The 24,777-nt window shown below is 71.4% G+C and carries 21 protein-coding genes; 18 read left to right on the top strand and 3 right to left on the bottom strand.

Going from position 1 to position 24,777, the window contains the following annotated elements:
- Positions 1-132 precede the first annotated feature (132 nt).
- Positions 133-1,590 carry a sensor histidine kinase gene (locus FHX74_RS16600; protein WP_182561291.1) on the top strand — a complete coding sequence of 486 codons (1,458 nt, stop codon included), beginning with the start codon at positions 133-135 and terminating at the stop codon, positions 1,588-1,590.
- Positions 1,591-1,615: 25 nt separating this feature from the next.
- Here the strand turns inward: FHX74_RS16600 and FHX74_RS16595 are convergent, their stop codons facing one another.
- From FHX74_RS16595 to FHX74_RS16585, 3 genes are all read right to left on the bottom strand, one after another.
- Positions 1,616-2,332, bottom strand: coding sequence for a response regulator transcription factor (locus tag FHX74_RS16595; protein ID WP_182561290.1), 717 nt, complete (start codon positions 2,330-2,332; stop codon positions 1,616-1,618).
- A 192-nt stretch (positions 2,333-2,524) separates the two neighbouring features.
- A complete protein-coding gene (locus tag FHX74_RS16590; protein ID WP_182561289.1) occupies positions 2,525-3,451 on the bottom strand; it encodes an SGNH/GDSL hydrolase family protein in 927 nt (308 codons plus the stop codon).
- 129 nt (positions 3,452-3,580) lie between these two features.
- Positions 3,581-4,489, bottom strand: a complete 909-nt coding sequence (locus FHX74_RS16585) for a lysozyme (protein WP_182561288.1) — start codon at positions 4,487-4,489, stop codon at positions 3,581-3,583.
- 575 nt (positions 4,490-5,064) lie between these two features.
- On the opposite strand from FHX74_RS16585, the gene FHX74_RS16580 reads away from it, so the two are divergent.
- From FHX74_RS16580 to FHX74_RS16500, 17 genes are all read left to right on the top strand, one after another.
- Complete coding sequence (locus FHX74_RS16580; RefSeq protein ID WP_182561287.1) at positions 5,065-6,936, top strand: ABC transporter substrate-binding protein; 1,872 nt, start codon at positions 5,065-5,067, stop codon at positions 6,934-6,936.
- Between the two features lie 46 nt (positions 6,937-6,982).
- The gene (locus tag FHX74_RS16575) at positions 6,983-7,930 is read left to right on the top strand and encodes an ABC transporter permease (RefSeq protein ID WP_182561365.1); all 948 of its coding nucleotides are present in this window, start codon (positions 6,983-6,985) and stop codon (positions 7,928-7,930) included.
- 13 nt (positions 7,931-7,943) lie between these two features.
- On the top strand, positions 7,944-8,873 hold the full coding sequence (locus FHX74_RS16570) for an ABC transporter permease (RefSeq protein WP_182561286.1): 930 nt from the start codon (positions 7,944-7,946) through the stop codon (positions 8,871-8,873).
- Between the two features lie 39 nt (positions 8,874-8,912).
- Positions 8,913-11,123 (top strand): ABC transporter ATP-binding protein, encoded by a 2,211-nt coding sequence (locus FHX74_RS16565; protein WP_182561285.1) that lies wholly within the window; start codon positions 8,913-8,915, stop codon positions 11,121-11,123.
- Positions 11,120-11,683, top strand: coding sequence for a peptide deformylase (gene def, locus FHX74_RS16560; RefSeq protein ID WP_182561284.1), 564 nt, complete (start codon positions 11,120-11,122; stop codon positions 11,681-11,683). The genes FHX74_RS16565 and def overlap by 4 nt, the downstream gene beginning before the upstream one ends.
- A gap of 130 nt (positions 11,684-11,813) precedes the next feature.
- The gene (locus tag FHX74_RS16555) at positions 11,814-12,515 is read left to right on the top strand and encodes a succinate dehydrogenase cytochrome b subunit (protein WP_235970883.1); all 702 of its coding nucleotides are present in this window, start codon (positions 11,814-11,816) and stop codon (positions 12,513-12,515) included.
- A gap of 13 nt (positions 12,516-12,528) precedes the next feature.
- A complete protein-coding gene (locus tag FHX74_RS16550) occupies positions 12,529-14,679 on the top strand; it encodes a fumarate reductase/succinate dehydrogenase flavoprotein subunit (protein WP_407941493.1) in 2,151 nt (716 codons plus the stop codon).
- 191 nt (positions 14,680-14,870) lie between these two features.
- A complete protein-coding gene (locus FHX74_RS16545; RefSeq protein WP_182561282.1) occupies positions 14,871-15,620 on the top strand; it encodes a succinate dehydrogenase/fumarate reductase iron-sulfur subunit in 750 nt (249 codons plus the stop codon).
- A 253-nt stretch (positions 15,621-15,873) separates the two neighbouring features.
- Positions 15,874-17,493: an ATP-binding cassette domain-containing protein gene (locus FHX74_RS16540; protein WP_182561281.1), complete on the top strand. Its 1,620-nt coding sequence runs from the start codon at positions 15,874-15,876 to the stop codon at positions 17,491-17,493.
- 414 nt (positions 17,494-17,907) lie between these two features.
- Entirely contained in the window at positions 17,908-18,279 is a 372-nt protein-coding gene (rplS, locus tag FHX74_RS16535) for a 50S ribosomal protein L19 (protein WP_182561280.1), read from the top strand.
- Positions 18,280-18,312: 33 nt separating this feature from the next.
- Entirely contained in the window at positions 18,313-19,080 is a 768-nt protein-coding gene (gene lepB, locus FHX74_RS16530) for a signal peptidase I (RefSeq protein ID WP_182561279.1), read from the top strand.
- Positions 19,077-19,868, top strand: a complete 792-nt coding sequence (gene lepB, locus FHX74_RS16525) for a signal peptidase I (protein ID WP_182561278.1) — start codon at positions 19,077-19,079, stop codon at positions 19,866-19,868. The genes lepB (FHX74_RS16530) and lepB (FHX74_RS16525) overlap by 4 nt, the downstream gene beginning before the upstream one ends.
- Entirely contained in the window at positions 19,868-20,578 is a 711-nt protein-coding gene (locus FHX74_RS16520; RefSeq protein ID WP_220484063.1) for a ribonuclease HII, read from the top strand. Before lepB (FHX74_RS16525) ends, FHX74_RS16520 begins: the two co-directional genes overlap by 1 nt.
- Positions 20,568-20,879, top strand: a complete 312-nt coding sequence (locus FHX74_RS16515) for a DUF2469 domain-containing protein (RefSeq protein WP_182561277.1) — start codon at positions 20,568-20,570, stop codon at positions 20,877-20,879. The genes FHX74_RS16520 and FHX74_RS16515 overlap by 11 nt, the downstream gene beginning before the upstream one ends.
- Positions 20,880-21,392: 513 nt before the next feature.
- Positions 21,393-21,821, top strand: coding sequence for a YraN family protein (locus FHX74_RS16510; protein ID WP_182561276.1), 429 nt, complete (start codon positions 21,393-21,395; stop codon positions 21,819-21,821).
- On the top strand, positions 21,821-23,503 hold the full coding sequence (locus FHX74_RS16505) for a YifB family Mg chelatase-like AAA ATPase (RefSeq protein ID WP_182561275.1): 1,683 nt from the start codon (positions 21,821-21,823) through the stop codon (positions 23,501-23,503). The genes FHX74_RS16510 and FHX74_RS16505 overlap by 1 nt, the downstream gene beginning before the upstream one ends.
- Complete coding sequence (locus FHX74_RS16500) at positions 23,500-24,726, top strand: DNA-processing protein DprA (protein WP_182561274.1); 1,227 nt, start codon at positions 23,500-23,502, stop codon at positions 24,724-24,726. Before FHX74_RS16505 ends, FHX74_RS16500 begins: the two co-directional genes overlap by 4 nt.
- Positions 24,727-24,777 lie beyond the last annotated feature (51 nt).

Below are 24,777 nucleotides of genomic sequence, written 5' to 3'. Positions count from 1 at the left end.
GCGCCCTGAGCCTGTCGAAGGGCAGGGCCCGACGTCAGCTCGGCTCAGCGCTGCGTGCCGTCGTTCGCCCGCGGGCCCGCCCGGGCCGCGGCGTCACAGCGATCCGAGGGCGTGGTGGGGGAGACTGGCGCCATGTCGCAGGCCGCCACCACCTCCACGCCGGACCGGACGGAACGGCCGACCCGGGTGGTGCTCGGCGTCCGGCAGCAGTCGGTGCTCAGTGCAGTGGTGGTGGTGGGTCTGGCGTTGCTCGCCGGCGGCGGACTGCTGCTCTTCGCGCTCCAGTCGGCGCTCACCAACACCACCCGCGGCGCGCTCGAGGCCCGGGCCCGGGACGTGGCCATCCTGGCCAGCGAGCAGGGGCTGCGGGCGGTGGGCAGCGAGCTGCAGCGCGACCGGATCCGCGGCCAGGAGGTGCAGATCCTCGACGGCCAGGGTGCGGTGGTGGCCACCAGCGACCAGCGGCTGGCCGCGGCGCTGGCGCCCGGGCTGCACCCGAGCACCGGCCAGTACCGCGACCTCGGGCTCACCGGGATCGCGCAGATCGGCGACGAGGACGACTACCTGGTGGTCGCCTACGGGTTCGAGCGCGACCGGCAGCCGTACGTCGTGCAGGTGGCCGGCTCGATCCAGATCCAGTCCGACACCATCCGCACCGTCGGGCTGCTGCTGGTGGGCGGGGCACCGCTGCTGCTGGTGGTGGTCGCGGTCGCCGTCTGGGTGCTGGTGGGCCGCTCGCTCGGGGCGGTCGACCGGATCCGCAAACAGGTGGCCCGGATCGACGGCGCCCGGCTGAACGAGCGGGTGCCGGTGCCGCCGTCGCGGGACGAGATCGAGCTGCTGGCCGCCACCATGAACACGATGCTCGACCGGATCGAGGCCTCCGACCGGGCGCAGCGGGCGTTCGTCTCGGACGCCAGCCACGAGCTCCGAAGCCCGATCTCCACCCTCGTGATCACCGGTGAGGTGGCCGCGGCCGACCCGACCGGGCGCACCTGGGTGGAGATGCAGGACATCGTGCTCGACGAGAGCCGCCGGATGCGGGCGCTGGTGGAGGACCTGCTGGTGCTGGCCAAGGTCGACGCGCAGGGGCTGGCGCTGCGCCAGGTCGAGGTCGACCTCGACGACCTGCTCGACATCGAGGTCCGTCGGTTGCGCAAGGCGTCCGGGCTGACCGTGCGGTCCGACCTGGTGCCCGCGCGGGTCACCGGCGACCCGGACCGGCTCGGCCAGGTGATCCGGAACGTCGCCGACAACGCGGTCCGGCACGCGGTCTCGACGATCGCGGTCGCGGTCCGCACCGACCAGGTGCAGGCGGTGATCACCATCGACAACGACGGCCCGCCGATCGCGCCGGCCGAGCGGGGCCGGATCTTCCAGCGGTTCGTCCGGCTGGACGACGCCCGCGACCGCGACAGCGGCGGCAGCGGGCTCGGTCTGGCCATCAGCGCGGCGATCGTCGACGCGCACCACGGCCGGATCGAGACCGGCGAGACCGAGCAGGGCTGGTGCCGGTTCGCGATCACCCTGCCGCTGGCCGAGGTGGCCCGCTACGACCCCGAGACCGAGATCGAGGAGCACCACCCCTGAGGCCGCGGCCCGGGGCAGCGGGGGCTCAGACCGAGGCGGTCTGCACCTCGCCGGTCTGCTTGGCCGGCACCTGGTCGGCCACCAGCCGGTAGCCCATCCCGCGGATGGTCAGCAGGGTGTGCAGGTCGAAAGGGATGTCGATCTTCTTGCGCAGGTAGGAGATGTAGACCTCGACGACGTTCTCGCTGCCCTCGTAGGCGGGGTCCCAGACGTTGTCGAGGATCTCGGCCTTGGTGACGATGTCCCCGGCGTGCCGCATCAGGTAGCCGAGCAGCCCGTACTCGCGGGCGGTCAGCTGCAGCTCGGTGTCGCCGCGCATCACGCAGCGCTTGGCCGGGTCGAGCATCAGGGTGCCGACGGTGATCTTGTTCGGGCGCTCCGGCGCCCCGCGCCGGATCAGCGCGCGCAGCCGGGCGACCAGCACGATGAAGCTGAACGGCTTGGTCAGGTAGTCGTCGGCGCCGAGGTCGAACGCGTCGGTCTGGTCGTACTCGCCGTCCTTGGCGGTGAGCATCAGCACGGGCGTCCAGATCTTGCGCCGGCGGATCTCCTTGAGCACGTCGTAGCCGTTCTTGGCCGGCAGCATGATGTCGAGCACGATCACGTCATAGGGGTTCTCGGTGGCCGCCCACAGCCCGGTCGCGCCGTCGTGCTGCACGTCGACGATGAAGCCTTCCGCGGTCAGCCCGACCCGGATCGACTCGGCCAACCGCCGCTCGTCCTCGACCACCAGCACCCGCATGTTCGATCCTCCGATCTCCGCCCGCGTCGCGTCTTCCCATCGGACGCGCGCTCCGGGCAGCCTCATCCTGAGCGAGCCCCGCTGAGTCGACCCTGTGAATCCGGTCCCCTCACAGCCGGGGCTGGGTCACCCCCTCCGGAAGCCTCCCGCGGACCGTCGGACGGCCGGCCGCAGGGCCGGGGAACCGGCGTCCTACTGGGTGGTGGCGTGCGGCGTCGGACGCTCGAGCTGCGCGTCGAGCACCTGTGCGATCAGCTTGGTGCCGGCCGCGTTCGGGTGGTCGCCGTCGTCGGCGAGCAGGTCCGTGGGGTCTTGGCTGCCGTCGCCCTTGAACGGGCCGTAGAGGTCGACGCAGGTCGCGCTGTTCGACGCCGCGGCGTCGCAGATCGCCGTGTTCGCGGCGCGGGTGATCGCGTCGCTCCAGTCGAGATAGTCCTGGCCGCCGTCGTCCTTGGCACCGACCGAGCCGTCCTCGAACACGTTCCAGTAGTTCGTGACCAGCAGGGCGGTCGCCTTGCCGTGCCGGAGCTGACGGATCACCCCGAGCAGGTCGTCGAGGTCGGACCCCATCTGGTCGATCCCGGACTGGTAGCAGGACGAGGAGCACGAGCCGTTCTGCTGGTAGGTGTCCAGGCTGGGGGACAGGTCGTTGGCCCCGATCGTCACCACGATCACGTCGGACTGGGCGACCGTCGATCGCAGGTCGTCGTCGTTCTTGAGGTCGCTGAGCAGGTCGGCGGCGGTGGCACCGTTGACGCCGCGGTTGACCGCCGACACGTCGGTGTCCTGCTGGTCGGCGAGCATCCCGGCGAGCTGGGTCACGAAGTCGGTGCAGCCGCAGTTGGTGCCCGCGGTGACCGAGTCACCGAGCCCGAGCACCTGGTGGTAGTCGGCGGGCGACGGGCTCGCGCTGGGAGTGGGGTCGCTGCTCGGCGCGACGGTCCGTCGCGGGGACCTGTCGGTCGCGGTCGGCGACGGGCTGGCCCGCTCGGTGGGCGTCTCGACGACCGTCGGCCGCGAGCCGGCGCCGGACCAGTCGACCGACTGGTGCAGCCGGCGGGCGATGGCGACGCCGACCACACCGACCAGCAGCACGAGGACGAGGGAGGGGATCACCACCAGCGCACGGCGCCGGGCCGTGCGCCGAGGGGTCGAACGTCGGGGAGTCGGCATCGCGCCGAGGGTAGGTGGCCGCGCCGGGGCGGATGCTGAGAACCGCCCCGGCGCGCCGGGAACCCACCGGTGGGCTCAGCCCCGGGCCAGCAGCCCCAGCCGTGAGGCGCTGGCGCTGAAGACGTTCTGGTCGATCGGGCTCGAGGAGTACTGCCAGAACGTGTAGAACGGCCACTTGCCGGGCAGCGTGCCGACCGAGCTCGAGTAGCGCGCGACCCAGAGCGGGTTGGTCCGGTTGAAGGCGGTGCTGTTGCCGGTGCACCGGCTCCACCAGTCCGCGGTGGTGTAGATCACCGCGTCCCGGCCGGTCCGCTTCTTGTACTGCACGACGAAGCTGCGGATCCAGGTGACCATGGCGGCCTTGCTCTTGCCGTAGCAGGTCGCGCCGTAGGGGTTGTACTCGATGTCGAGCACGCCGGGCAGGGTGCGCCCGTCCGCGGTCCAGCCGCCGCCGCGGTTGACGAAGTAGTTGGCCTGCGTCACGCCGCTGCTGCGGTTGGGCACCGCGAAGTGGTAGGCGCCGCGGAGCATCCCGGCCGCGGCGGCACCGGTGTACTGGCTGGAGAAGTACGGGTTCCGGTAGCTGGAGCCCTCGGTGGCCTTGACGTAGGCGAACCGCATCCCGGCGGACCGCCAGTTCGACCAGTTGACCCGGCCCTGCCACGACGACACGTCCATGCCCTTGACGCCGCTGGGGGCGCGGCGGAGGGCGGTGCGGGCGTTGTCGGCGTAGCTGTAGCGGGCCTGGGCGCCGGAGGCGTTGAGCCGCACCTCGGAGCGCCAGCCCATCGAACCGGAGCCGAAGGGCAGGGCCGAGGCGTTGGTGCGGGTCGGGCCGCCGGCGGGAGCGGCCGAGGCCGGAGCACCGGCGCCGGCCAGGCCGAGCGAGCCGGCGGTCAGAGCGACCGCCAGCGGGACGAGGCCGAGACGTGCGACACGCCGTCGGCGCAGGCTTGACACGGGGGACAGGGGGGTAGGGGGCATCATGGTCCTTAAGTTGGGACAGGTGTCGGTGTGACCCGGGCGCGAACGAGCTCGACATCTCCCCAGATCGATGAGCTCGCGTTCCCCGTGCGCAGCGGGTCGGGACGAAGGGTAAGCACGACGGTGCCGATCCGTCACTACTTTCACACCCGTTTCATCTCGGCTTCGACCTGAGGTTGAACCTCGTTCGACGTCCGACCGGCGGTCGCCTCACGGCTGGGTGGGTCCGGTCACCTCCACTTCCCCTGAGCGTCTCTCAGAATTCGACTCCCGTTCGTAACCGACGACCGTTGACACGGGTTGCGCGAGTTGGGAGGTTGTGACCGCCGCCGCCGTGCGGCCACCGACCGCGCTGGGAGTCGCAGGCGAGCCGGTGACCTCCGTACCGGAATCGCCCGCATCACGGACGTCCCGACCCCGGCTCCCGATGCCGACGGAACCTGGCACCCATCCTCACGCCCGACGCGCGCGGTCGTCCGCCGGTCGCACCGCGACCACGGATCGACACGCGTCACCGAGTCGTGCCCGCGCGCCATGATCTGGCGCCCGGGCGTCGTCTTCAGGAAGGAGCCCTGATGAAGCGCTCGCACGGACTGATCACCGCGGTCGTCGCCACCGCCGCCGCCGGCCTGCTGGCGGCCTGCAGCGGTTCGACCGCCCCCAAGCCGCAGGTGGCCGCCGACGGTGCCGGTTTCGGCACCCTGCCCGCCCAGAGCGGCACCCCCAAGCCCGGCGGGGTGGTGCGGGTGGCCGAGTCGCCCGGCGCCGGACCGAACTACATCTTCCCGGTGACGCCGGCCGCGAACGGCTCGGTCTACAACAGCTACCAGTTCCAGAACCTGATGTTCCGGCCGCTCTACGGCAACGCGATCGGGGTCGACCCGAAGATCGACCTCGCGCAGAGCCTCGCCGCGCTGCCCACCTACAGCGACGGCAACAAGACGGTGACGATCAAGCTCAACGACACCTACACCTGGAGCGACGGCAAGAAGGTCGACGCCGCCGACGTGGTCTTCTTCATCGACGTGCTCAAGGCCGCGGTGAAGGAGAACGCCGCCAACTTCGGCAACTACACCCCCGGCTACTTCCCGGACAGCGTGGCCTCGGTCTCGACACCGGACTCCCAGACGGTGGTCCTCAAGCTGACCAAGGCGTTCAACCCCGAGTTCTTCCTGCAGAACCAGCTGTCCCTGATCACCCCGATGCCCTCGACGGTCTGGAACGTCGCCTCGACCGGCGGCGCGCACCTGGACTTCACCCAGCCGAAGAACGCCAAGGCGATCTACGACTACCTCGCCAAGCAGGCCGGGCAGGTGGCGACCTACGCGACCAACCCGCTCTGGCAGACGGTGGACGGACCCTGGCGGCTGACGGCCTACAACGCCAACACCAGCGGCCTGACCATGAAGCCGAACGAGAAGTACACCGGCCCGCAGAAGGCCCAGATCGCCGAGCTGCAGGAGGTGGCCTTCACTTCAGAGTCGGCCCAATTCAGCCAGCTGCGGAGCGGCCAGCTCGAGGTCGGCGCCGTGCCCTTCACCGACCTGGCGCAGGCCCCGACGCTGCAGCAGAAGGGCTACGCGGTCTACGGCTACCCGAGCTTCGGCTTCAACTACGTCGTGTTCAACTTCCACGACAGCACCGGGCACTTCGACAAGATCATCGCCCAGTCCTACGTCCGGCAGGCGCTGGCGCACCTGCAGGACGAGCCCGGGTTGATCAAGGGCGTCTTCCGGACCGCGGCGGTGCCCTCCTACGGCCCGGTCCCGGCGGTGCCGAAGACCGAGTTCACCCCGGCCGACGCGAGCACGAACCCCTACCCGTACAGCATCGACGCCGCCAGCAAGCTGCTCTCCAGCCACGGCTGGAAGGTCGTCCCGGGCGGACAGACCACCTGCACCTCGCCCGGCACCGGTGCCAACCAGTGCGGCGCGGGCATCCCGGCCGGCACCCCCCTGACCTGGAACATCTACTACGGCAACCAGCCGGCGGTGATCGAGCAGCAGGTGACCGCGTTGATCTCCGCGGCCAAGCAGGTCGGCATCACGATCGACTCGTCCTCGAAGACCTTCAACTACCTGATCCAGAACTTCAGCGTCCCGTCCGCGCCGTCCAACAACGACAAGTGGGCGATGATGGACTTCGGCGGGTTCTCGGTCTCGAACTACCCGACCACCAACCAGATCTTCAACACCACCGGCTCCTACAACGAGGGCGGCTACAGCAACGCCCAGGCCGACAAGCTGATCCAGGCCTCGGTCTTCGGCAGCGACCGGAACGCGGTGGCCACCGAGGCCTCCTTCCTCAGCAAGGACGTGCCGGCGATCTTCCAGCCCAACGTGGACAGCGTCTACGCCTGGAGCGGCAAGCTCTCGGGCCCGCCCGGAAGCTTCTCGGCGCTGAGCCAGTACCGGCTCAACCCCGAGTACTGGTACTTCAAGCAGTAGTCGTCACCGGTCGCCCGCACTCGCCAACCCGGACGGAGGATCTCCCATCGGCGTCTACCTGCTCCGCAGGACCGGTGTCTCGCTCGTGGTGCTGCTCGGCATCTCGGTGCTGGTGTTCGTGCTCCTGCACGCCATCTCCAGCTCACCCGGCCGGGCGGTGCTCGGGGTCCAGGCCTCGGCCGCCTCGGTCGCCGCGTTCAACCACGCCCACGGCTACGACCGCCCGCTGCCGTTGCAGTACCTGAGCTATCTCGGCAGCCTGCTGCACGGCGACCTCGGCTACTCCTACAAGCTCAACCAGCCGGTCACCGCGCTGCTCGGCGAGAACGCCGGCCGGAGCGCGTTCCTGTCGGCGGTCTCCCTGGTGCTCTCGGTGGTGATTGCGGTGCCGCTCGGGATCCTCCAGGCGGTCAAGCGCAACACGGTGATCGACAACAGCCTGACCGGGCTGGCCTTCGTGCTCTACTCGATCCCCGCGTTCTTCCTCGGCCTGGTGCTGATCGAGTTCTTCAGCCTCCGGCTGAACCTGCTGCCCAGCGAGGCCAGCCAGGCCACGACCGTGCTCGGGGTGGTCGCGGACCCGGTCTCGATGATCCTGCCGGTGGTCACCCTGACCGCGGTCTCGGTGGCGGCGTTCTCCAGGTACATGCGGTCGTCCGCGCTGGACAACCTGGCCCAGGACTACATCCGGGTCGCCCGGGCCAAGGGCCTGACCGAGCGGCAGGTGCTGTCGCGGCACCTGCTCCGCAACTCCTGCCTGCCGATCATCACGCTGGTCGGGCTGTCGCTGCCCGCCCTGCTGGCCGGCAACCTGATCGTCGAGACGGTCTTCAACTTCCCCGGGCTCGGGCTGCTGTTCTTCAACAGCCTGCAGAAGGAGGACTACCCGGTACTGATGGCCTACAGCCTGATCGTCGGGGTGCTGACTGTGCTCGGCAACCTCGTCGCCGACGTGGCCCTGGCCTTCACCGACCCCCGGATCCGGCTGCACTGATGGGAGCGCACGCATGAGCATCACCGCCGGCGTCGAACCGCCGGGCACGCCACCCACCCTGACCGCGGCCCCCGAGGGCGGCCCGGTGCACGTCTCGATCCCGATCTGGCGGCTCGCGCTGCGGTCGTTCGTCGAGAACCGGCTCGCCGTGGCCGGGGTGGTGATCCTGGTCTTCTTCGTGCTGTTCAGCTTCGTCGGCCCGCTGCTGTACCACACCAACCAGGTCGACACCGACATCGCGAACACCTTCCTGCCACCCCAGCCGGGCAACCCGCTGGGCACCGAGAGCCACGGGTTCGACGTGCTGGGCCGGCTGATGAAGGGCGGTCAGTCCTCGCTGGAGATCGCCTTCCTGTCGGCGGTGATCGCCACCGTGATCGGCACCCTCTACGGGGCGCTCGCCGGGCTGGCCGGCGGGCTGCTCGACGCCGCCATGATGCGGCTGGTCGACGTGCTGCTGGCCATCCCGTTCCTGTTCATCGTGCTGATCATCGCGACCCGGTTCAACGCCTCGGTGCTCAGCCTGAGCCTGTTGCTCGGCGCCTTCTCCTGGCTGGTGCCGGCCCGGTTGGTCCGCGGTGAGGTGCTCAGTCTGCGGAGCCGCGACTTCGTCTCGGCCGCCCGGGTGATGGGGGCCGGCCGGTGGCGGCTGATCAGTCGGCACCTGATCCCGAACGCGCTCGGGGTGGTGGTGGTCAACATCACCTTCCAGGTGGCCGACGCGCTGCTGGCCGTGTCCGCACTCGGGTTCCTCGGCTTCGGGCTCAACTACCCGCAGGTCAGCTGGGGCGACATGCTCTCCAACGGCATCAGCTATCTGCTCTCCGGCTACTGGTGGCTGATCTACCCCGTCGGGCTGTGCCTGGTGCTGGTGGTGATGGCCTCCAACTTCATCGGCGACGCCCTCCGCGACGCCGTCGACGTCCGGCTCCGCCGGCGCTGATCACCCGTCCTCCCGTCACCCGAGTCGAGCAGGAGCGCCGTGTCGTACCCGCTGGAGATCGAGAACCTGCGCACCCAGATCCGCCTGCGCCACTCCGTCGTGCAGGCGGTCAGCGACCTGTCGCTGCACATCGAGGCCGGCGAGACGCTCGGCCTGGTCGGCGAGTCCGGCTGCGGCAAGTCGATGACCGGGCTCTCGATCATGGGGCTGCTGCCGCCGGGCGGCTCGATCGTCGGTGGCTCGGTCCGCGTCGACGGCCGCGAGCTGGTCGGGCTGCCCGAGCCGGAGCTGCAGCGGGTCCGCGGCAACGAGGTCGCGATGGTCTTCCAGGACTCGATGACCTCGCTCAACCCGACCCGGACCATCGGCTACCAGGTCGCCGAGCCGGTCCGCCGCCACCTCGGGGCCGGCAAGGCCGAGGCCCGCGAGCGCGCTCTGGAGGTGCTCGGCCTGGTCGGGTTGCCGCGCCCGGCCGAACGACTGGACGACTACCCGCACCAGCTGTCGGGCGGGCTGCGGCAGCGGGTGCTGATCGCGATGGCCCTGGCCTGCGGGCCGAAGGTGCTGATCGCCGACGAACCCACCACCGCGATGGACGTCACCATCCAGTCGCAGATCCTGCACCTGCTCGACGACCTCAAGAAGCGGCTCGGCATGGCCGTGCTGCTGATCACCCACGACATGGGGGTGGTGGCCGGCCGCGCCGACCGGGTGCACGTGATGTACGCCGGCCAGCTGGTCGAACGCGCCGGCACCACCGAGCTGTTCGACGCGATGGCCCACCCCTACACCCAGGGGCTGCTCGCCTCGATCCCGCAGCTCGACCAGCCGCCCGCCTCGACGCTCTACAGCATCCCGGGCATCCCGCCCGACCTCGCCGACCCGCCGCGTGGCTGCCGGTTCGCGGCCCGGTGCCCGTACGCGGACGCCCGGTGCGAGACCGAGCCGACGCTGGCGGTGACCGGACCCGCCCGGGCCGGCGCCGAGCACGAGGTGGCCTGCTGGCACCCGGTCGAGGGACCGCTGCCGCGGCTGGCCGCACCGACCCCGGCGCCGTCGGCGACCCCGACCCCGGGCCCGACCGCGACGGCCCGGCCGGCAACCGAGCCGGCGCCGGGGCCGGCGACCGGGCCTCAGGAGGACGAGCGCGCCGAGCTGGTGGCGGTCACCGGACTGGTCCGGGAGTTCCCGGTCCGGAGCGGGCTGTTCGGGCGCTCCGGGCTCAGCGTCAAGGCGGTCAGCGACGTGTCGTTCACCGTGCGCCGGGGCGAGACCTTCGGGTTGGTGGGGGAGTCCGGCTGCGGCAAGTCGACGATCGGCCGGATGGTGGTCGCTCTCGACCGCCCGGACCGCGGCGCGGTGGCGCTGCGCGGCGAGGACCTCGCCACCCTCGGCGGCCGTCCGCTGCGCCGCCGGCGCCGCGACCTCCAGCTGATGTTCCAGGACCCGTACGCCTCGCTCGACCCGCGGGTCCGGGTCGGGGCCACCCTGCGCGAACCGCTCGAGATCCAGGGCATCGGCAGTCGGCGCGAGCAGGACCGGCGGATCCGCGAGCTGCTGGCCGAGGTCGGGCTGCCCGGCTCGGCGGTCGACCGCTACCCGCACGAGTTCTCCGGGGGACAGCGGCAGCGGATCGGGCTGGCCCGGGCGCTGGCGCTCAGCCCGGCGCTGATCGTGGCGGACGAGCCGGTCAGTGCCCTCGACGTCTCGATCCGCTCGCAGGTGCTCAACCTGATGAAGCGGCTGCAGGCCACCCACGAGCTCTCGTACGTGGTGATCTCGCACGACCTCGCGGTGGTCAAGTACCTGGCCGACCGGATCGGGGTGATGTACCTCGGCCGGCTGGTCGAGGTCGGGCCGGCCGCGGAGATCTACGCCGCCCCGGCGCACCACTACACCGCGGGTCTGATCGACTCCATCCCGGTGCCGGACCCGCGGGCCGAGCGGTCCAAGCCGCGCGACGGCGTCCGCGGGGAGCTGCCGAGCCCGGTGCACCCGCCGTCCGGGTGCCGGTTCCGCACCCGGTGCCCGGCCGCGCAGGCGATCTGCGCGGAGGAGCTGCCGCCGCTCCGGCCGTTCGGACCCGGGCACGCGGCCGCGTGCCACTTCCCGCTCCGCGAGCCCGAGCCGGACCGGCCCGCGGCGCCGGTGGCGACCCTGGCGACCCCGGTGACCCCGGTGACCCCGGCCGGCCGGACCACCGAGCAGACTGCTGACCCGTCGACCCCCGACTCCCGGAGGACCCCATGACGATCCGTCGCATCCGACTCTTCGGCGACCCGGTGCTGCGCGAGCGCGCGGCACCGGTGGTCGACTTCGACGCCGAGCTCCGCGCACTGGTCACCGACCTGGTGGACACGATGGTCGACGCCGACGGCGGCGGCATCGCGGCGCCGCAGATCGGCGTGGGTCTGCGGGTGTTCACCTACCGGCTCGGCGACGAGATCGGCCACGTGGTCAACCCGACGGTCGAGTTCGTCGGGGACGAGGAGCAGCTCGCCGAGGAAGGCTGCCTGTCGATCCCGGGGCTGCCGTTCGACTGCCGGCGGCACCTGCAGGTGGTCACCACCGGCTTCACCATGGACGGCGAGCCGTTGCGGCTGGACGGCAACGGCCGGCTGAGCCAGATCATCCAGCACGAGACCGACCACCTCGACGGGATCCTGTTCGTCGACCGGCTCGACCCCGCGACCCGTCGCGCGGCCGAGGAGGCCATCCGGGCGGCCGAGTGGAGCGGCGGCGTGGTGCCCGAGATCCGGGTCAGCCCGCACGCCCCGCTGCGTCCGGGCGGGTTGCACCCCGGCCGGTGAGACCCGCGCCACACCCGGGGTGAGGTGTGCGCCCACCGGGAGTGAGGCGTTCGCCACACCGCCCGCGCTGAGCGCCTCGCGATGAGGGAGGCTGAGAAGCCTGGGGCTAATGTTGACGTTCGTGGCGACGATGACCCTGACCGCTCATCAGAGAGCGGCCCGCTCGACCGTGGTGCTCAAGGTGCTGATGGCCGTGAGCGGCGTGATCATGATCTTGTTCCTGCTCGCCCACATGTACGGCAACCTCAAGGCGTACGCGGGCGCGCAGGCGTTCAACGACTACTCCCACCACCTGCGCACGATCGGCGAGCCGATCCTGCCCTACGGCGGCGCCCTCTGGGTGATCCGCGTGGTGCTGGTGGCGGCGGTGCTGGCGCACATGTTCTCGGCGTTCCGGCTGTGGGCCCGCTCGACCCGGGCCCGCGGGGGCGTCCAGCGCTACCACAGCCCGAAGGCCAAGCGCGGGGTCCAGCGCACCTACGCCTCGTTCACGCTCCGCTGGGGCGGGATCGTCATCATCCTGTTCGTCATCTTCCACCTGCTCCAGCTGACCTTCGGGGTGGTCAACCCCGGTGGCCCGGCGGACACGCCCTACGGCCGGCTGGTGGCGGGCTTCCAGGTCTGGTGGGTGGTGCTCGCCTACACGGTGGCGCTGCTCGCGGTCGGCTTCCACCTGCGGCACGGGGTGTGGAGCGCGCTCACCACGCTGGGCGCGAACGCCTCGGCGCTGGCGCGGAAGCGGCTCAACATCCTGGCCCACGTGGTCACCGCGATCATCACGATCGGATTTTTGTCGGTGCCCTACAGCATCGTCTTCGGGCTCGTGAAGTGAAGGGATGGTCATGATGAGCACACCTCCGACCGGTGAGCAGCGTCGTCGCTTCGGGTTGCCGCACCGGCACCGCCGCGAACCCGCGCAGGACTTCGCGCAGCACCACGACGGCGACGCGACCGGCGGCGGCACCGCAACCGCCACCGACTCGGGGACGGGGACCACCATGGAGACCTCCACGCAGGCCACCGGCTCGCACGGCAGCAGCAGCTTCCGCTCGCTGGACGCCGACAGCGTCTTCGAGGCCGGGGCGCCGATCGAGGACAAGAAGGCGCCGCACGTCTCGATCGAGAAGCGCTGGGATGAGCGCAAGTTCAACGCCAAGCTCGTCAACCCGGCGAACCGGCGGAAGCTGAGCGTCATCATCGTCGGCACCGGGCTCGCCGGGGCCTCGGCGGCGGCCACCCTCGGCGAGGCCGGGTACCACGTCAAGAGCTTCTGCTACCAGGACAGCCCCCGCCGGGCGCACTCGATCGCCGCCCAGGGCGGCATCAACGCGGCGAAGAACTACCGCAACGACGGCGACTCGGTCTACCGGCTGTTCTACGACACGGTGAAGGGCGGCGACTTCCGCAGCCGGGAGTCCAACGTCTACCGGCTGGCCCAGGTCAGCACCCAGATCATCGACCAGTGCGTCGCGCAGGGCGTCCCGTTCGCCCGCGAGTACGGCGGCCTGCTCGACAACCGCAGCTTCGGCGGCGTCCAGGTGTCCCGCACCTTCTACGCACGCGGTCAGACCGGCCAGCAGCTGCTGATCGGCGCCTACCAGGCGCTCGAGCGGCAGATCGCGGCCAAGACCGTCGAGATGCACACCCGGCACGAGATGCTCGAGCTGATCGTGGTCGATGGCCGGGCCCGCGGCGTCGTCGTCCGCGACATGGTGAGCGGCGAGATCGAGACGCACCTGGCCGACGTGGTGGTGCTGTGCACCGGCGGCTACGGCAACGTCTTCTACCTCTCGACCAACGCCATGGGCTGCAACGTGACCGCCACGTGGCGCGCGCACCGCAAGGGCGCGCTGTTCGCGAACCCCTGCTACACGCAGATCCACCCGACCTGCATCCCGGTCAGCGGCGACTACCAGTCGAAGCTGACTCTGATGAGCGAGTCGCTGCGCAACGACGGCCGGATCTGGGTGCCCAAGAGCGGCGAGGACAAGCGCGACCCGCGGGAGATCCCCGAGGACGAGCGCGACTACTACCTCGAGCGGATCTACCCGGCCTTCGGCAACCTGGTGCCGCGCGACATCGCCAGCCGGGCCGCCAAGAACGTCTGCGACGAGGGTCGCGGGGTCGGGCCGGGCGGGCTCGGGGTCTACCTCGACTTCGCCGACGCCATCGACCGGATGGGTCGCAAGGCGGTCGAGGCCAAGTACGGCAACCTCTTCGACATGTACGCCCAGATCACCGGCGAGAACCCGTACGAGACGCCGATGCGGATCTACCCGGCGGTGCACTACACCATGGGCGGTCTGTGGGTCGACTACGACCTGGAGAGCTCGATCCCGGGTCTGTTTGTGGCCGGCGAGGCGAACTTCTCCGACCACGGGGCCAACCGGCTCGGCGCCAGCGCGCTGATGCAGGGCCTGGCCGACGGGTACTTCGTGCTCCCGAACACGATCAACGACTACCTGGCCAGCGGTCCGTACCCGAAGGTCGAGGAGGACCACCCGGCGGTCGTCGAGGCGGTCGAGTCGGTCAAGGGCCGGATCGAGACGCTGCTCGGGATCCAGGGCACCCGGACCGTCGACTCCTTCCACAAGGAGCTCGGCCACATCATGTGGGACTACTGCGGCATGGAACGGACCGAGGAGGGCCTGTGCAAGGCCATCGGCCGGATCCGCGAGCTCCGTGACGAGTTCTGGTCCGACGTCAAGGTGCTGGGTGCCAACGAGGAGATCAACCAGGCCCTCGAGCGCGCCGGCCGGGTGGCCGACTTCCTCGAGCTCGGCGAGCTGATGTGCATCGATGCGCTGCACCGGCGCGAATCCTGTGGCGGGCACTTCCGCGCCGAGAGCCAGACCGAGGACGGCGAGGCGCTGCGTCACGACGACGAGTTCGCCTACGTCGCGGCCTGGGAGTACGGCGGGGAGGGCAAGCCCGTCCTCCACAAGGAGGACCTGCACTACGAGTACGTCGAGATGAAGCAGCGCAGCTACAAGTAGGTGCTGGAGCACTCCTCGCGAGCGTCGGTGAGCGAGGCGCCGGGCTCCGTCTGGACGAGTGAGCACCCGGGTCCCGGGCCCGGCAGCAGCAGCTGCCGTCCGCGGAGCCGGTCGGGACAACCCGGGGCGCAGCGAGGAAGACGGAGACGTGAGGCGCCGAGCGGGCGCGAGCGAGGACGAAGGAGTAGACAATGAAGATCACGGTGCGGGTGTGGCGACAGGCCAACGCCACCGCCAAGGGCCGGATGGTGTCCTACGAGGTGCCGGACGTCAGCGAGGACATGTCGTTCCTCGAGATGCTGGACGTGCTGAACGACCGGTTGACCACGCAGGGCGAGGACCCGATCGCCTTCGACCACGACTGTCGTGAGGGCATCTGCGGCAGCTGCGGCGTCGTCATCGACGGCAAGGCCCACGGTCCGCAGCAGACGACGACCTGCCAGCTGCACATGCGGAGCTTCTCCGACGGCGACGTCATCGACATCGAGCCCTGGCGGGCCGAGGCGTTCCCGGTGCTCAAAGACCTGATCGTCGACCGGAGCGCGTTCGACCGGATCATCCAGGCCGGCGGCTTCATCTCCGCGCCGACCGGTGCCGCGCCCGACGCGCACGCCGCCCCGATCCGCAAGGAGGACGCCGACGACGCGTTCGACGCGGCCACCTGCATCGGCTGCGGCGCCTGCGTGGCAGCCTGCCCGAACGGCTCGGCGATGCTCTTCACCTCGGCCAAGATCACCCACCTCGGGCTGCTGCCGCAGGGCCAGCCCGAGCGGCGGTCGCGGGTGCTCAGCATGGTCGGCCAGCACGACGCCGAGGGCTTCGGCAACTGCACCAACATCGGGGAGTGCACCGCGGTCTGCCCAAAGGGCATCCCGCTCGAGACGATCTCGCGGCTCAACCGCGACCTGCTCGGCGCACTGGTGCGCGGCGGCGACGAGTGAGCCGGCGCCACCGAGCGCGCGGCTGACCGGGGCAGCGGCAGTCCAGCACACGCATTCCCAGCAGAGCCCGGCGGACCTCCGCCGGGCTCTGCTGCGTCCGGAGCGAAAACCCGTTGCCGGGCGGTGGCGGCGGGTCTAACGTCGTCCCCGTCCTGTTGTCGACCGAGGAGTCGCCGGTGTTGGTCTGAGGCCCGTTGACCTCGCCCGTGGTGCCGTTGCGCCCGGGCACTCGTCGATCGACCTCAGGAGCACCATGCCCTCCGGCCACTCCGCGCTGTCCGCGCTCGCCGTCGACCACCTCGGGTTCGGCTGGCCCGACGGCCAGACCGTCCTCCACGACCTCACGCTCGCCTTCCCCTCCGGTCTGACCGGGCTGATCGGGGCCAACGGCAGCGGCAAGACCACCCTGCTCGGCCTCCTCACCGGCCGGCTCACGCCCACCGCGGGCTCGGTCACCCGGCCCGACGACCTCGGCCACCTGCCGCAGGACCTCGTCCTCGACGTCCGCAGCAGCGTCGCCGACGTGCTCGGCATCGCCGAGACCCGGCGGGTGCTCCGGCGGATCGAGGCGGGCGAGGGGAGTCCGGAGGACTTCGACCGGGTCGCCGACCAGTGGGACGTCGAGGAGCGCGCCACCGCGCAGCTCGCAGCTCTCGGCTTCGACGACCTCGTTCTCGACCGGCCGATCCGGACGCTGTCCGGAGGCGAGGCGGTGCTGCTGGCGCTGGCCGCGCTGTTCCTCCGCGGCTGCCCGGCGATCCTGCTCGACGAGCCGACCAACAACCTCGACTCCGGGGCGCGGGAGCGGCTGTACGCCGGGCTCGCCCGGTGGTCCGGGATCGCGGTGGTGGTCAGCCACGACCGCGACCTGCTGATGCGCTGCGACCAGATCGTCGAGCTCCGCGACGGCCGCGCCGCGACCTACGGCGGCAACTTCGTCGCCTACACCGAGCAGGTCGAGCTCGAGCAGGCCGCCGCCGAGCGGATGGTCCGCAGTGCCGAGGCCGAGCTGCACCGTCAGCGGCGCGAGCTGATCGAGAACCAGACCAAGCTGGCCCGGCGCAAGAAGGTGGCGGACAAGGCGTACGCGGAGAAGCGTCAGCCCCGGATCGCGATGAACGCGCTCAAGCGGTCGGCCCAGGTCTCGGCGGCCAAGCTGACCGAGACCCACCGCGGTGAGGTGGAGCACGCCCGCGAGGAGCTCGCCGCGGCGGAGGAGCGGCTCCGCGACGAGGACGCGATCTCGGTCGACCTGGCCGCCTCCGAGCTGCCTGCGGGGCGGGAGGTGCTCCGGACCGAGGACCTGGTGCTCCGGAACGGCGTCCGCGCCGACCTCCCGGTCCGCGGGCCGGAGCGGCTGGCGCTCGTCGGCCCGAACGGGTCCGGCAAGACCACCCTGATCGACACCCTCACCGGTCGGCTCGAGCCGGTCGCTGGGCGGGCCGAGCTACGGGTGCCGTGGCGCGAGCTGCCCCAGCGGCTGACCCTGCTGCCCGCCGAGCGGACGGTGCTGGAGGCGGTCGGCGCGCTCGCCCCGAGCGCGGACACCGCCACGCTGCGCGGCCGGCTGGCCCGGTTCCTGCTCGGCGCCGACGTGGTCACCCGGCGGGTGGCCACGCTCTCCGGCGGCGAGCTGTTCCGGGCCACGCTGGCGGCGGTGATGCTGGCCGAGCCGGCGCCGCAGCTGCTGATCCTCGACGAGCCGACCAACAACCTCGACCTGGCCAGCCTCGGTCAGCTGACCGGCGCGCTGCGGGCCTACCCGGGCGCGCTGCTGGTGGTCAGCCACGACCCCCGGTTCCTCGAGGACATCGGCATCACCACGACGGTCGGCTACGACGTGGAGGAGCGCAGCTTCCGGCGGTCGGACTGAGCAGCCGGAGGTCGTCAAGGTGGTGTCGGTCGGCTCGACCGTGGCCGGGCGACGGCGCCGGACCACCGGTCGACCCCCGTCGACACCTTCAGGCCGGACCCGTGCGCCGCCGCCGCACGGCACACGCCACATCCCCCCGCGGGCACCGCCGTCGCGTGGACCGACAACCGGCGGCTGTGGCATGTTGCCTTTTCACCTAAGCGGCACCGATCAGGTAAGTCAATACCTTGGCGCCGGCTGGGCGGCATCGGGGCGGGCGACGACGATTTCGTCGCCTCCGGTCGGCTGTGGCAGACTGGTCGGCTGTTGTCGTCGTGTCGCGGCTCCTGCCACAGGGGGATCGTCCGCAGCGCGACGACTGTCGTGTCGGACACATTCTTGTGGTGACCTGTGGCACCCGGCGAGGACAACATCATGGCCAAGTTGGCGACCGGTTCCCTGATCGGCGAGCTCGACGGCGCGAGCCTGCGCACCGACGTCCCGGACTTCCGACCCGGCGACACCGTCAAGGTGCACGTGAAGGTCGTCGAGGGCAACCGCTCCCGCGTCCAGCTGTTCACCGGTGTGGTGATCGCGCGCTCCGGCGACGGCGTCCGCGAGTCGTTCACCGTGCGCAAGGTGAGCTTCGGGGTCGGGGTCGAGCGGACCTTCCCGGTGCACAGCCCGATCATCGAGAAGATCGAGGTCGACCGTCGTGGTGATGTCCGCCGGGCCAAGCTCTACTACCTCCGTGGTCTGCGCGGCAAGGCCGCCAAGATCAAGGAGAAGCGCGACAACGCGAGCTGATCACCGACCGCGCCGCGACGCGGCGGTGGTGGGGTGAGCGGGCGGACCCGACCTCGGGGTCCGCTGCGCTGGCTGCTGACCTTCGTCAAGGAGATCGCGGTCGTCGTCGTGGGGGCGTTGATCGTCTCCGCCGTGGTGCGTGCCTTCGTCGGCCAGGCCTTCGAGATCCCCTCGGGATCGATGGAGCGGACGCTCGGCATCGGCGACCGGGTGGTCGTCGAGAAGTTGAGCGACGTCAAGCGCGGTGAGGTCGTCGTGTTCGCCGACCCGGGTGGCTGGCTACCGCCCACCACCCACCACGAGCGCGGGCCGGTCGGCCGTGCGCTCGAGTTCGTCGGGCTGCTGCCCGACACCGGCACGGACCACCTGACCAAACGGATCATCGGGTTGCCGGGCGACCAGGTGGTCTGCTGCGACAGCCGGGGCCGGATCACGGTCAACGAGCACCCGCTGAACGAGGACGCCTACCTCTACGCGGCACCGGACGGCCGGCAGGACCGGCCCTCCGACATCCGCTTCTCGGTGGTCGTCCCGGCGGGCCGGGTGTTCGTGCTGGGTGACCACCGCTCGAACAGCCGCGACTCCCGCTGCCACCTCGACGACCGCCGACCCGGTCAGCCGCGGGGAGATAATGCCTTCGTGCCGATCAACCTGGTGGTGGGACGGGCGGTGGCGATCTACTGGCCGCTGTCCCACCTGGACACGCTGAAGATCCCGTCGACGTTCGCGGACGTCCCCGCCGGTCAGACGCCGGCGCCGTCACGGGCCAGCGTGCAGGCCGGACCGGACGCGGACTGTTGAGCCGCGGTCCGGAGGAGACCGTCACCGCCGAGACCGCTGCGGAGCCCGCACCGCGCCGCGGCGTGGGGTCCCTGATCAAGGAACTGCTGATCGTGGTGGTCGGTGCGGTGATCATCTCGTCGCTGATCCGGCTGTTCCTCGGGCAGATGTTCGTCATCCCGTCCGGCTCGATGGAGCACACGCTCGAGATCGGTGACCGGGTCGCCGTGCAGAAGGTGACCCACTTCCACCGCGGTCAGATCGTCGTCTTCGCCGACCCGGGAGGCTGGCTGGGCGCGGACGAGCAGGCCCAGCCCCGCGGCCCCGTCGGCAAGGCGCTCGAGTTCGTCGGCGTGCTGCCCGACACCAGCACGAACCACCTGATCAAGCGGGTGATCGGGATGCCGGGTGACCACGTGGTCTGCTGCGACAGCCGGGGCCGGATCACGGTCAACGGTTACCCGCTGAACGAGACCAGCTATCTCTACCGCGACGGCGACGACCAGGTCAGGCCCTCCGACACCCGCTTCGACGTGGTGGTGCCCGCCGGGCGGATCTGGGTGATGGGCGACCACCGCGACGACAGCGCGGACTCCCGGTGTCACCTCAACGACGTCTCGCTCGACGGCATCCGCGGATCGAACGCGTTCGTCCCCGAGACCGACGTGGTCGGTCCCGCGTTCGCGATCGTCTTCCCGTTCAGCCGGGCCACGATCCTGCACACCCCGGCGACCTTCGACGGCGTCCCGGCGCCAGCCTCCCCGGCGCCGGCGGAGCCCAAGATCAACACCCCGAACGCGGGCTGCTGATGGCGATCACCGAGGTCCCCCGGGTGGTGGTGCGCAAGGACAGCGGGCTGTACGGCTACGAGCGTGCGCTCAAGCGGGTCGGGCTCGCACCGGTGGCCGGGGCCGACGAGGCCGGGCGCGGTGCCTGCGCCGGGCCGCTGGTCGCCGGCGCCGCGATCCTGTCCGACGCCAAGAGCAAGCAGATCCGGGGGCTCCGGGACAGCAAGCTGCTGAGCGCGGCGCAGCGTGAGCGGTGCTACGCCGAGATCGTCGAGAAGGCGCTGTCCTGGGCGGTGGTCAGCATCGAGCCCGGCGAGTGCGACGCGATGGGGATGCACGTTGCCAACATCACCGCGCTGCGGCTGGCGCTGCTCCGGCTCGACGTCGAGCCGGCGTACGTGCTGACCGACGGGTTCCCGGTGGACGGGTTCGGCGCGCCCGGGCTCGCGGTCTGGAAGGGCGACCGGGTGGCGGCCTGCGTGGCGGCCGCGTCGATCGTGGCCAAGGTGACCCGGGACGCGATGATGGCGCAGCTGCACGAGACCTACCCCGAGTACGCCTTCGACGTGCACAAGGGCTACTGCACGCCGCTGCACCAGGAGCGGCTCGACGCCTACGGGCCGAGCCCCATCCACCGCATGCGTTACGAGAACGTCTCCCGCACCGCCGCGGTCGGACGGGAGCGAGGGGTCTATCCGCCGATGGTTAAGGTGATCCGCGATGAGTGCTGAGGACCTGGAGCAGTACGAGAGCGAACTCGAGCTGCAGCTGTACCGCGAGTACAAGGACGTCGTCGGGATCTTCACCTACGCGGTGGAGACCGAGCGGCGTTTCTACCTGTGCAACGCGGTGGACATGAAGGTGCGGACCGAGGGCGCTGACGCCTACTTCGAGGTCTCGATGGCCGACGCCTGGGTCTGGGACATGTACCGCCCCGCCCGCTTCGTCAAGAGCGCCAAGGTCCTCACCTTCCACGACGTCTCGATCGAGGAGATCGCCCACAGCGACCTCGAGGTCCCCAAGGACTCCTGACGGCCGCTGAGCCTGGCCGCACGCGCTGAGCCTGATCACGTGCGCTGAGCCTCATCACGTGCGCTGAGCCTGATCACGTGCGCTGAGCCTGACCACGTGCGCTGAGCCTGTCGAAGCGCCCGACGACGTGCGCTGAGCCTGTCGAAGCGCCCGCCCACGCGCGCTGAGCCTGTCGAAGCGCCGGTCCCACGTGCGCTGGGCCTGACCACGTGCGCTGAGCCCGTCGAAGCGCCGGTCCCACGTGAGCTGAGCCCGTCGAAGCGCCGGTCCCACGTGCGCCGGGCCGGACCAGGTGCGCTGGGCTTGTCGAAGCAACGGTTCCACGTGCGCTGAGCTTGTCGAAGCGGCGGTTCCACGTGCGCTGAGCCCCACCACGCGCGCTGAGCCTGTCGAAGCGCCGGGGGTGTTGCCGGCCGCGCCGCCCCGTCCACAGACCCGGGCCGCTCTGGAGCTCCGTCCACAGACCCCCCGCCTCCGTCGGCACCGCCGGCCACACCTGCCCAAGGTGCAGTCGTGAGCACTCCCAGACCACCCGGTCCCCATCGGAAGCCACCCGCGGACCGACCGACGCTCGGGGCTCGCGGCGAGCAGCTGGCGGTCGACCACCTCGAGGCCGAGGGCCTCGCGATCGTCGACCGCAACTGGCGCTGCCGGTGGGGCGAGATCGACATCGTGGCCGCCGAGCCGGTCCCGGACGGCCGGCGGCGACTGGTCTTCTGCGAGGTGAAGACCCGCTCGGGCCGCGGTTACGGGTCGCCGCTCGAGGCCGTCACCTACGCCAAGCTGCAGCGGCTGCGCCGCCTCGCGGGGCACTGGCTGGAGGCTCGGGGTGGGCGGGCTGGTGGCGGGGAGTGGGCGGAGATCCGGCTCGATGTGGTGGGGGTGTTGCTCGACGGCGGCACCGGCACCCCGGAGATCGATCACGTGAAGGCGGTCGGCTGATGGGGCTGGCGTCGAGCTGGTCGGTGGCGCTGCTGGGTCTGGAGGGTCGGATCGTCGAGGTCGAGGCCGACATCGGTGCGGGTCTGCCGCGGACGGTGATGGTCGGGTTGCCCGACACCGCGCTGTACGAGTCCCGGGACCGGTGCAAGGCGGCGATCGGCAACAGCGGGCACCGTTGGCCCGACCGGCTGGTGACGATCAACTTGAGCCCGGCTGCGCTGCCGAAGGCGGGCGCGCACTACGACCTGGCCGTGGTCGCGGCGGTGTTGGCCGCCGATGACGTGCTGCCCGAGGCGCAGTTGGCGGGGACGGTGTTCCTGGGTGAGTTGAGTCTGGACGGGCGGTTGCGTCCGGTCCGGGGGTTGCTGCCGGCGTTGCTGGCGGCCTCGCGGGCCGGGTTCCGGCGGGCGGTGGTGCCGCAGCAGCAGGCGGGGGAGGCGGCTCTGGTCGGTGAGCTCGAGGTCTTCGGGATCGCGACGCTGACTCAGCTGATTGCGCTGTTCCGGGGCGAGCCGGTGCCGGAGGCGGCACCGGACGAGCCGCACCCGGAGTCGGCCGCGGTCGAGGACGGTGAACCGCTCGACCTGTTCGACGTCGTGGGCCAGCCGGAGGCTCGCTGGGCGCTGGAGGTGGCGGCCGCGGGTCGGCATCATCTCGGCATGCTCGGGCCGCCCGGGGTGGGGAAGACGATGCTGGCCGAGCGGTTGCCCGGGTTGCTGCCGCGCTTGAGCGTGGCCGAGGCACTGGAGGTGTCGGCGCTGCACTCGCTGGCCGGTCGTCCGTTGGAGAGCGGTCTGATCCGGGTGCCGCCGTATGCGGATCCGCATCACTCGGCCTCGATGGTGAGCATCGTCGGCGGCGGCCCGCGGATCGCCAAGCCGGGAGCGGTTTCGCTCGCGCACCGCGGCGTGCTCTTCCTGGACGAGGCGCCGGAGTTCCCGAGCAAGGTGCTCGACTCGCTGCGCACTCCGCTGGAGTCCGGCACCGTGAGCATCTGGCGGAGTGAGAACCAGACGCGCTATCCGGCCCGGTTCCAGCTCGTGCTCGCCTCCAACCCGTGCCCGTGCGGGCTCGCCGCCACACCCGGGGCCCGGTGCCGGTGCGCGCCGCAGGCGATCCGTCGCTACCGGGAGAAGGTGTCCGAGCCGATCCGCGACCGGCTCGACCTGCAGATCACCCTGCTTCCGATCCGACGCGCCCTGCTCGACGCCGCGCTCGCCCAGCGGGAGACGACCGCTGCGGTCGCCGAACGCGTGCAGGAGGCCCGCGAACGGCAGCGGCACCGGCTCCGCGGCACCGGTTGGAGCTGCAACGGCGAAGTGGCCGGCCCCTACCTCCGCGGCCGCCTGCCGCTGCCCGACGGCACCGAACTGATCGACCGGGCCAGCGAGTCCGGACGGCTCAGCGCCCGCGGGGTGGACAAGGTGCTCCGGGTGGCCTGGACCCTCGCCGACCTCGACGGCTGCGACGTCCCGAACCGCGCCCACGTCCGCACGGCGCTCGCGCTCCGTTCGGGCGACCCGTCGGCGGACGGCCGAGCCGTGTCGTCCGAGCTGGTCGAGAGCTGGCTGGACACTCCGGCGGTCCTGCCGGGCGGGATCTCCGCCGCGGAGGACGTCGCCACCGAACCCGGTGCGGCGTTCGACGAGTCGTGGGCTCCGGTCGAGGAGGCACTCCCGTGACCGGCCGGACCGAAGGAGCGGCGCGGGCGACCGCCTGCGCTGCCGGTTCCACCCGCGGCTCGGAGGCCCCGACCGCTGTTCCCGAGGACGAGCGGATGGCCCGGATGGGGCTGAGCTGTGTTGCTGAGGCCGGAGACCCCGAGCTCGCTGCCGAGGTCGGCCGGCTCGGCGCACCGGAGGTCTGGCGACAGCTCCGCCGCGCTCGCTACGGTGCCGCCCCGGCCGAGCGGGCGGCGCGGCTCGACCTGGCCCCGCTGCGACGACAGGTCGACCGTGGCCGGTTCCGGTTCGTCGTCCCCGGGGACCCGGAGTGGCCCGACTCGCTCGGCGACCTCGCCTTCTGCGGCACGGTGCAGCGCCGGGGTGGCGAGCCCTTCGGACTCTGGTTGAGCGGACCGGGCCGGTTGGACGCCTGGACGGCTCGGTCGTCCGCCGTGGTCGGCTCGCGTGCCTCCACCGCCTACGGCGACACCGTGGCCGGTGACCTGTCACTCGACCTCGCCTCCGCCGGCGTCACGGTCGTCTCGGGTGGCGCTTTCGGGATCGACGCGGCGGCTCACCGCGGGGCCATGGCCGCCGCGGGTGGCCACACGATCGCTGTGCTGGCCTGCGGGGTCGACGTCGCCTACCCGCCGGGGAACGCGGCCCTCTTCACCGCGATGGCCCGCGACCACCTGATCGTGTCCGAGCTGCCGCCGGGGGCCCATCCGACCCGGGTGCGGTTCCTGTCCCGCAACCGGTTGATCGCGGCGCTCACCGGCGGGACGGTGGTCGTGGAGGCTGCGCTCCGCTCCGGGGCGCGCAACACCGCGAGCTGGGCGAGCGCGTGCGGCCGGGTGCTGATGGCGGTGCCGGGGCCGGTGCACTCGGCGCTCTCGGTCGCTCCGCACCGGCTGATCCGTGATCAGCAGGCCGCGCTGGTGACCACGGCGGCCGACGTGGTCGAGCTGATCTCGCCGGTCGGGTCCGCCGAATCGGCGACGTCGCGGGCACCCGCGGACACCGCCGCGGCGCAGGAGCCGAATGGGCGACCCACCGACCGCCTCGAGCCGGTCACGCTGTCGGTCTACGAGGCGCTCGCGGTCGGTCGCCACCGCCCGGCCGGGGAGGTCGCGCTGCTCGCCGGGCTGGCTCCGGGCCGGTGCCTGGCCGAGCTGGCCACGCTCGCCGAGCTGGGACTGGCCGAGAGCGACGAGCGGGGCTGGCGGGTGGCGCGCCGGTGAGCGCGGTGGTGGCGGCTCGTCCGCCGGGTGCGTCGCGCGGCCGGGTTGAAC

It is taken from the genome of Microlunatus kandeliicorticis (assembly GCF_014137855.1).
Lineage (GTDB): Bacteria > Actinomycetota > Actinomycetes > Propionibacteriales > Propionibacteriaceae > Microlunatus > Microlunatus kandeliicorticis.
The sequence above is the reverse complement of the archived record's forward strand: the minus strand, read 5'-3'. Positions and strand labels throughout refer to the sequence as shown.

Excerpts from the sequence above, each read along its gene's own strand:
- FHX74_RS16600 (WP_182561291.1), top strand. The coding sequence starts at position 133 with ATGTCGCAGGCCGCCACCACCTCCACGCCGGACCGGACGGAACGGCCG.
- FHX74_RS16595 (WP_182561290.1), bottom strand. The coding sequence starts at position 2,332 with ATGCGGGTGCTGGTGGTCGAGGACGAGCGGCGGTTGGCCGAGTCGATC.
- FHX74_RS16585 (WP_182561288.1), bottom strand. The coding sequence starts at position 4,489 with ATGCCCCCTACCCCCCTGTCCCCCGTGTCAAGCCTGCGCCGACGGCGT.
- FHX74_RS16580 (WP_182561287.1), top strand. The coding sequence starts at position 5,065 with ATGAAGCGCTCGCACGGACTGATCACCGCGGTCGTCGCCACCGCCGCC.
- FHX74_RS16570 (WP_182561286.1), top strand. The coding sequence starts at position 7,944 with ATGAGCATCACCGCCGGCGTCGAACCGCCGGGCACGCCACCCACCCTG.
- def (WP_182561284.1), top strand. The coding sequence starts at position 11,120 with ATGACGATCCGTCGCATCCGACTCTTCGGCGACCCGGTGCTGCGCGAG.
- FHX74_RS16555 (WP_235970883.1), top strand. The coding sequence starts at position 11,814 with ATGACCCTGACCGCTCATCAGAGAGCGGCCCGCTCGACCGTGGTGCTC.
- FHX74_RS16550 (WP_407941493.1), top strand. The coding sequence starts at position 12,529 with ATGAGCACACCTCCGACCGGTGAGCAGCGTCGTCGCTTCGGGTTGCCG.
- FHX74_RS16545 (WP_182561282.1), top strand. The coding sequence starts at position 14,871 with ATGAAGATCACGGTGCGGGTGTGGCGACAGGCCAACGCCACCGCCAAG.
- FHX74_RS16540 (WP_182561281.1), top strand. The coding sequence starts at position 15,874 with ATGCCCTCCGGCCACTCCGCGCTGTCCGCGCTCGCCGTCGACCACCTC.
- rplS (WP_182561280.1), top strand. The coding sequence starts at position 17,908 with ATGGCCAAGTTGGCGACCGGTTCCCTGATCGGCGAGCTCGACGGCGCG.
- FHX74_RS16520 (WP_220484063.1), top strand. The coding sequence starts at position 19,868 with ATGGCGATCACCGAGGTCCCCCGGGTGGTGGTGCGCAAGGACAGCGGG.
- FHX74_RS16515 (WP_182561277.1), top strand. The coding sequence starts at position 20,568 with ATGAGTGCTGAGGACCTGGAGCAGTACGAGAGCGAACTCGAGCTGCAG.
- FHX74_RS16505 (WP_182561275.1), top strand. The coding sequence starts at position 21,821 with ATGGGGCTGGCGTCGAGCTGGTCGGTGGCGCTGCTGGGTCTGGAGGGT.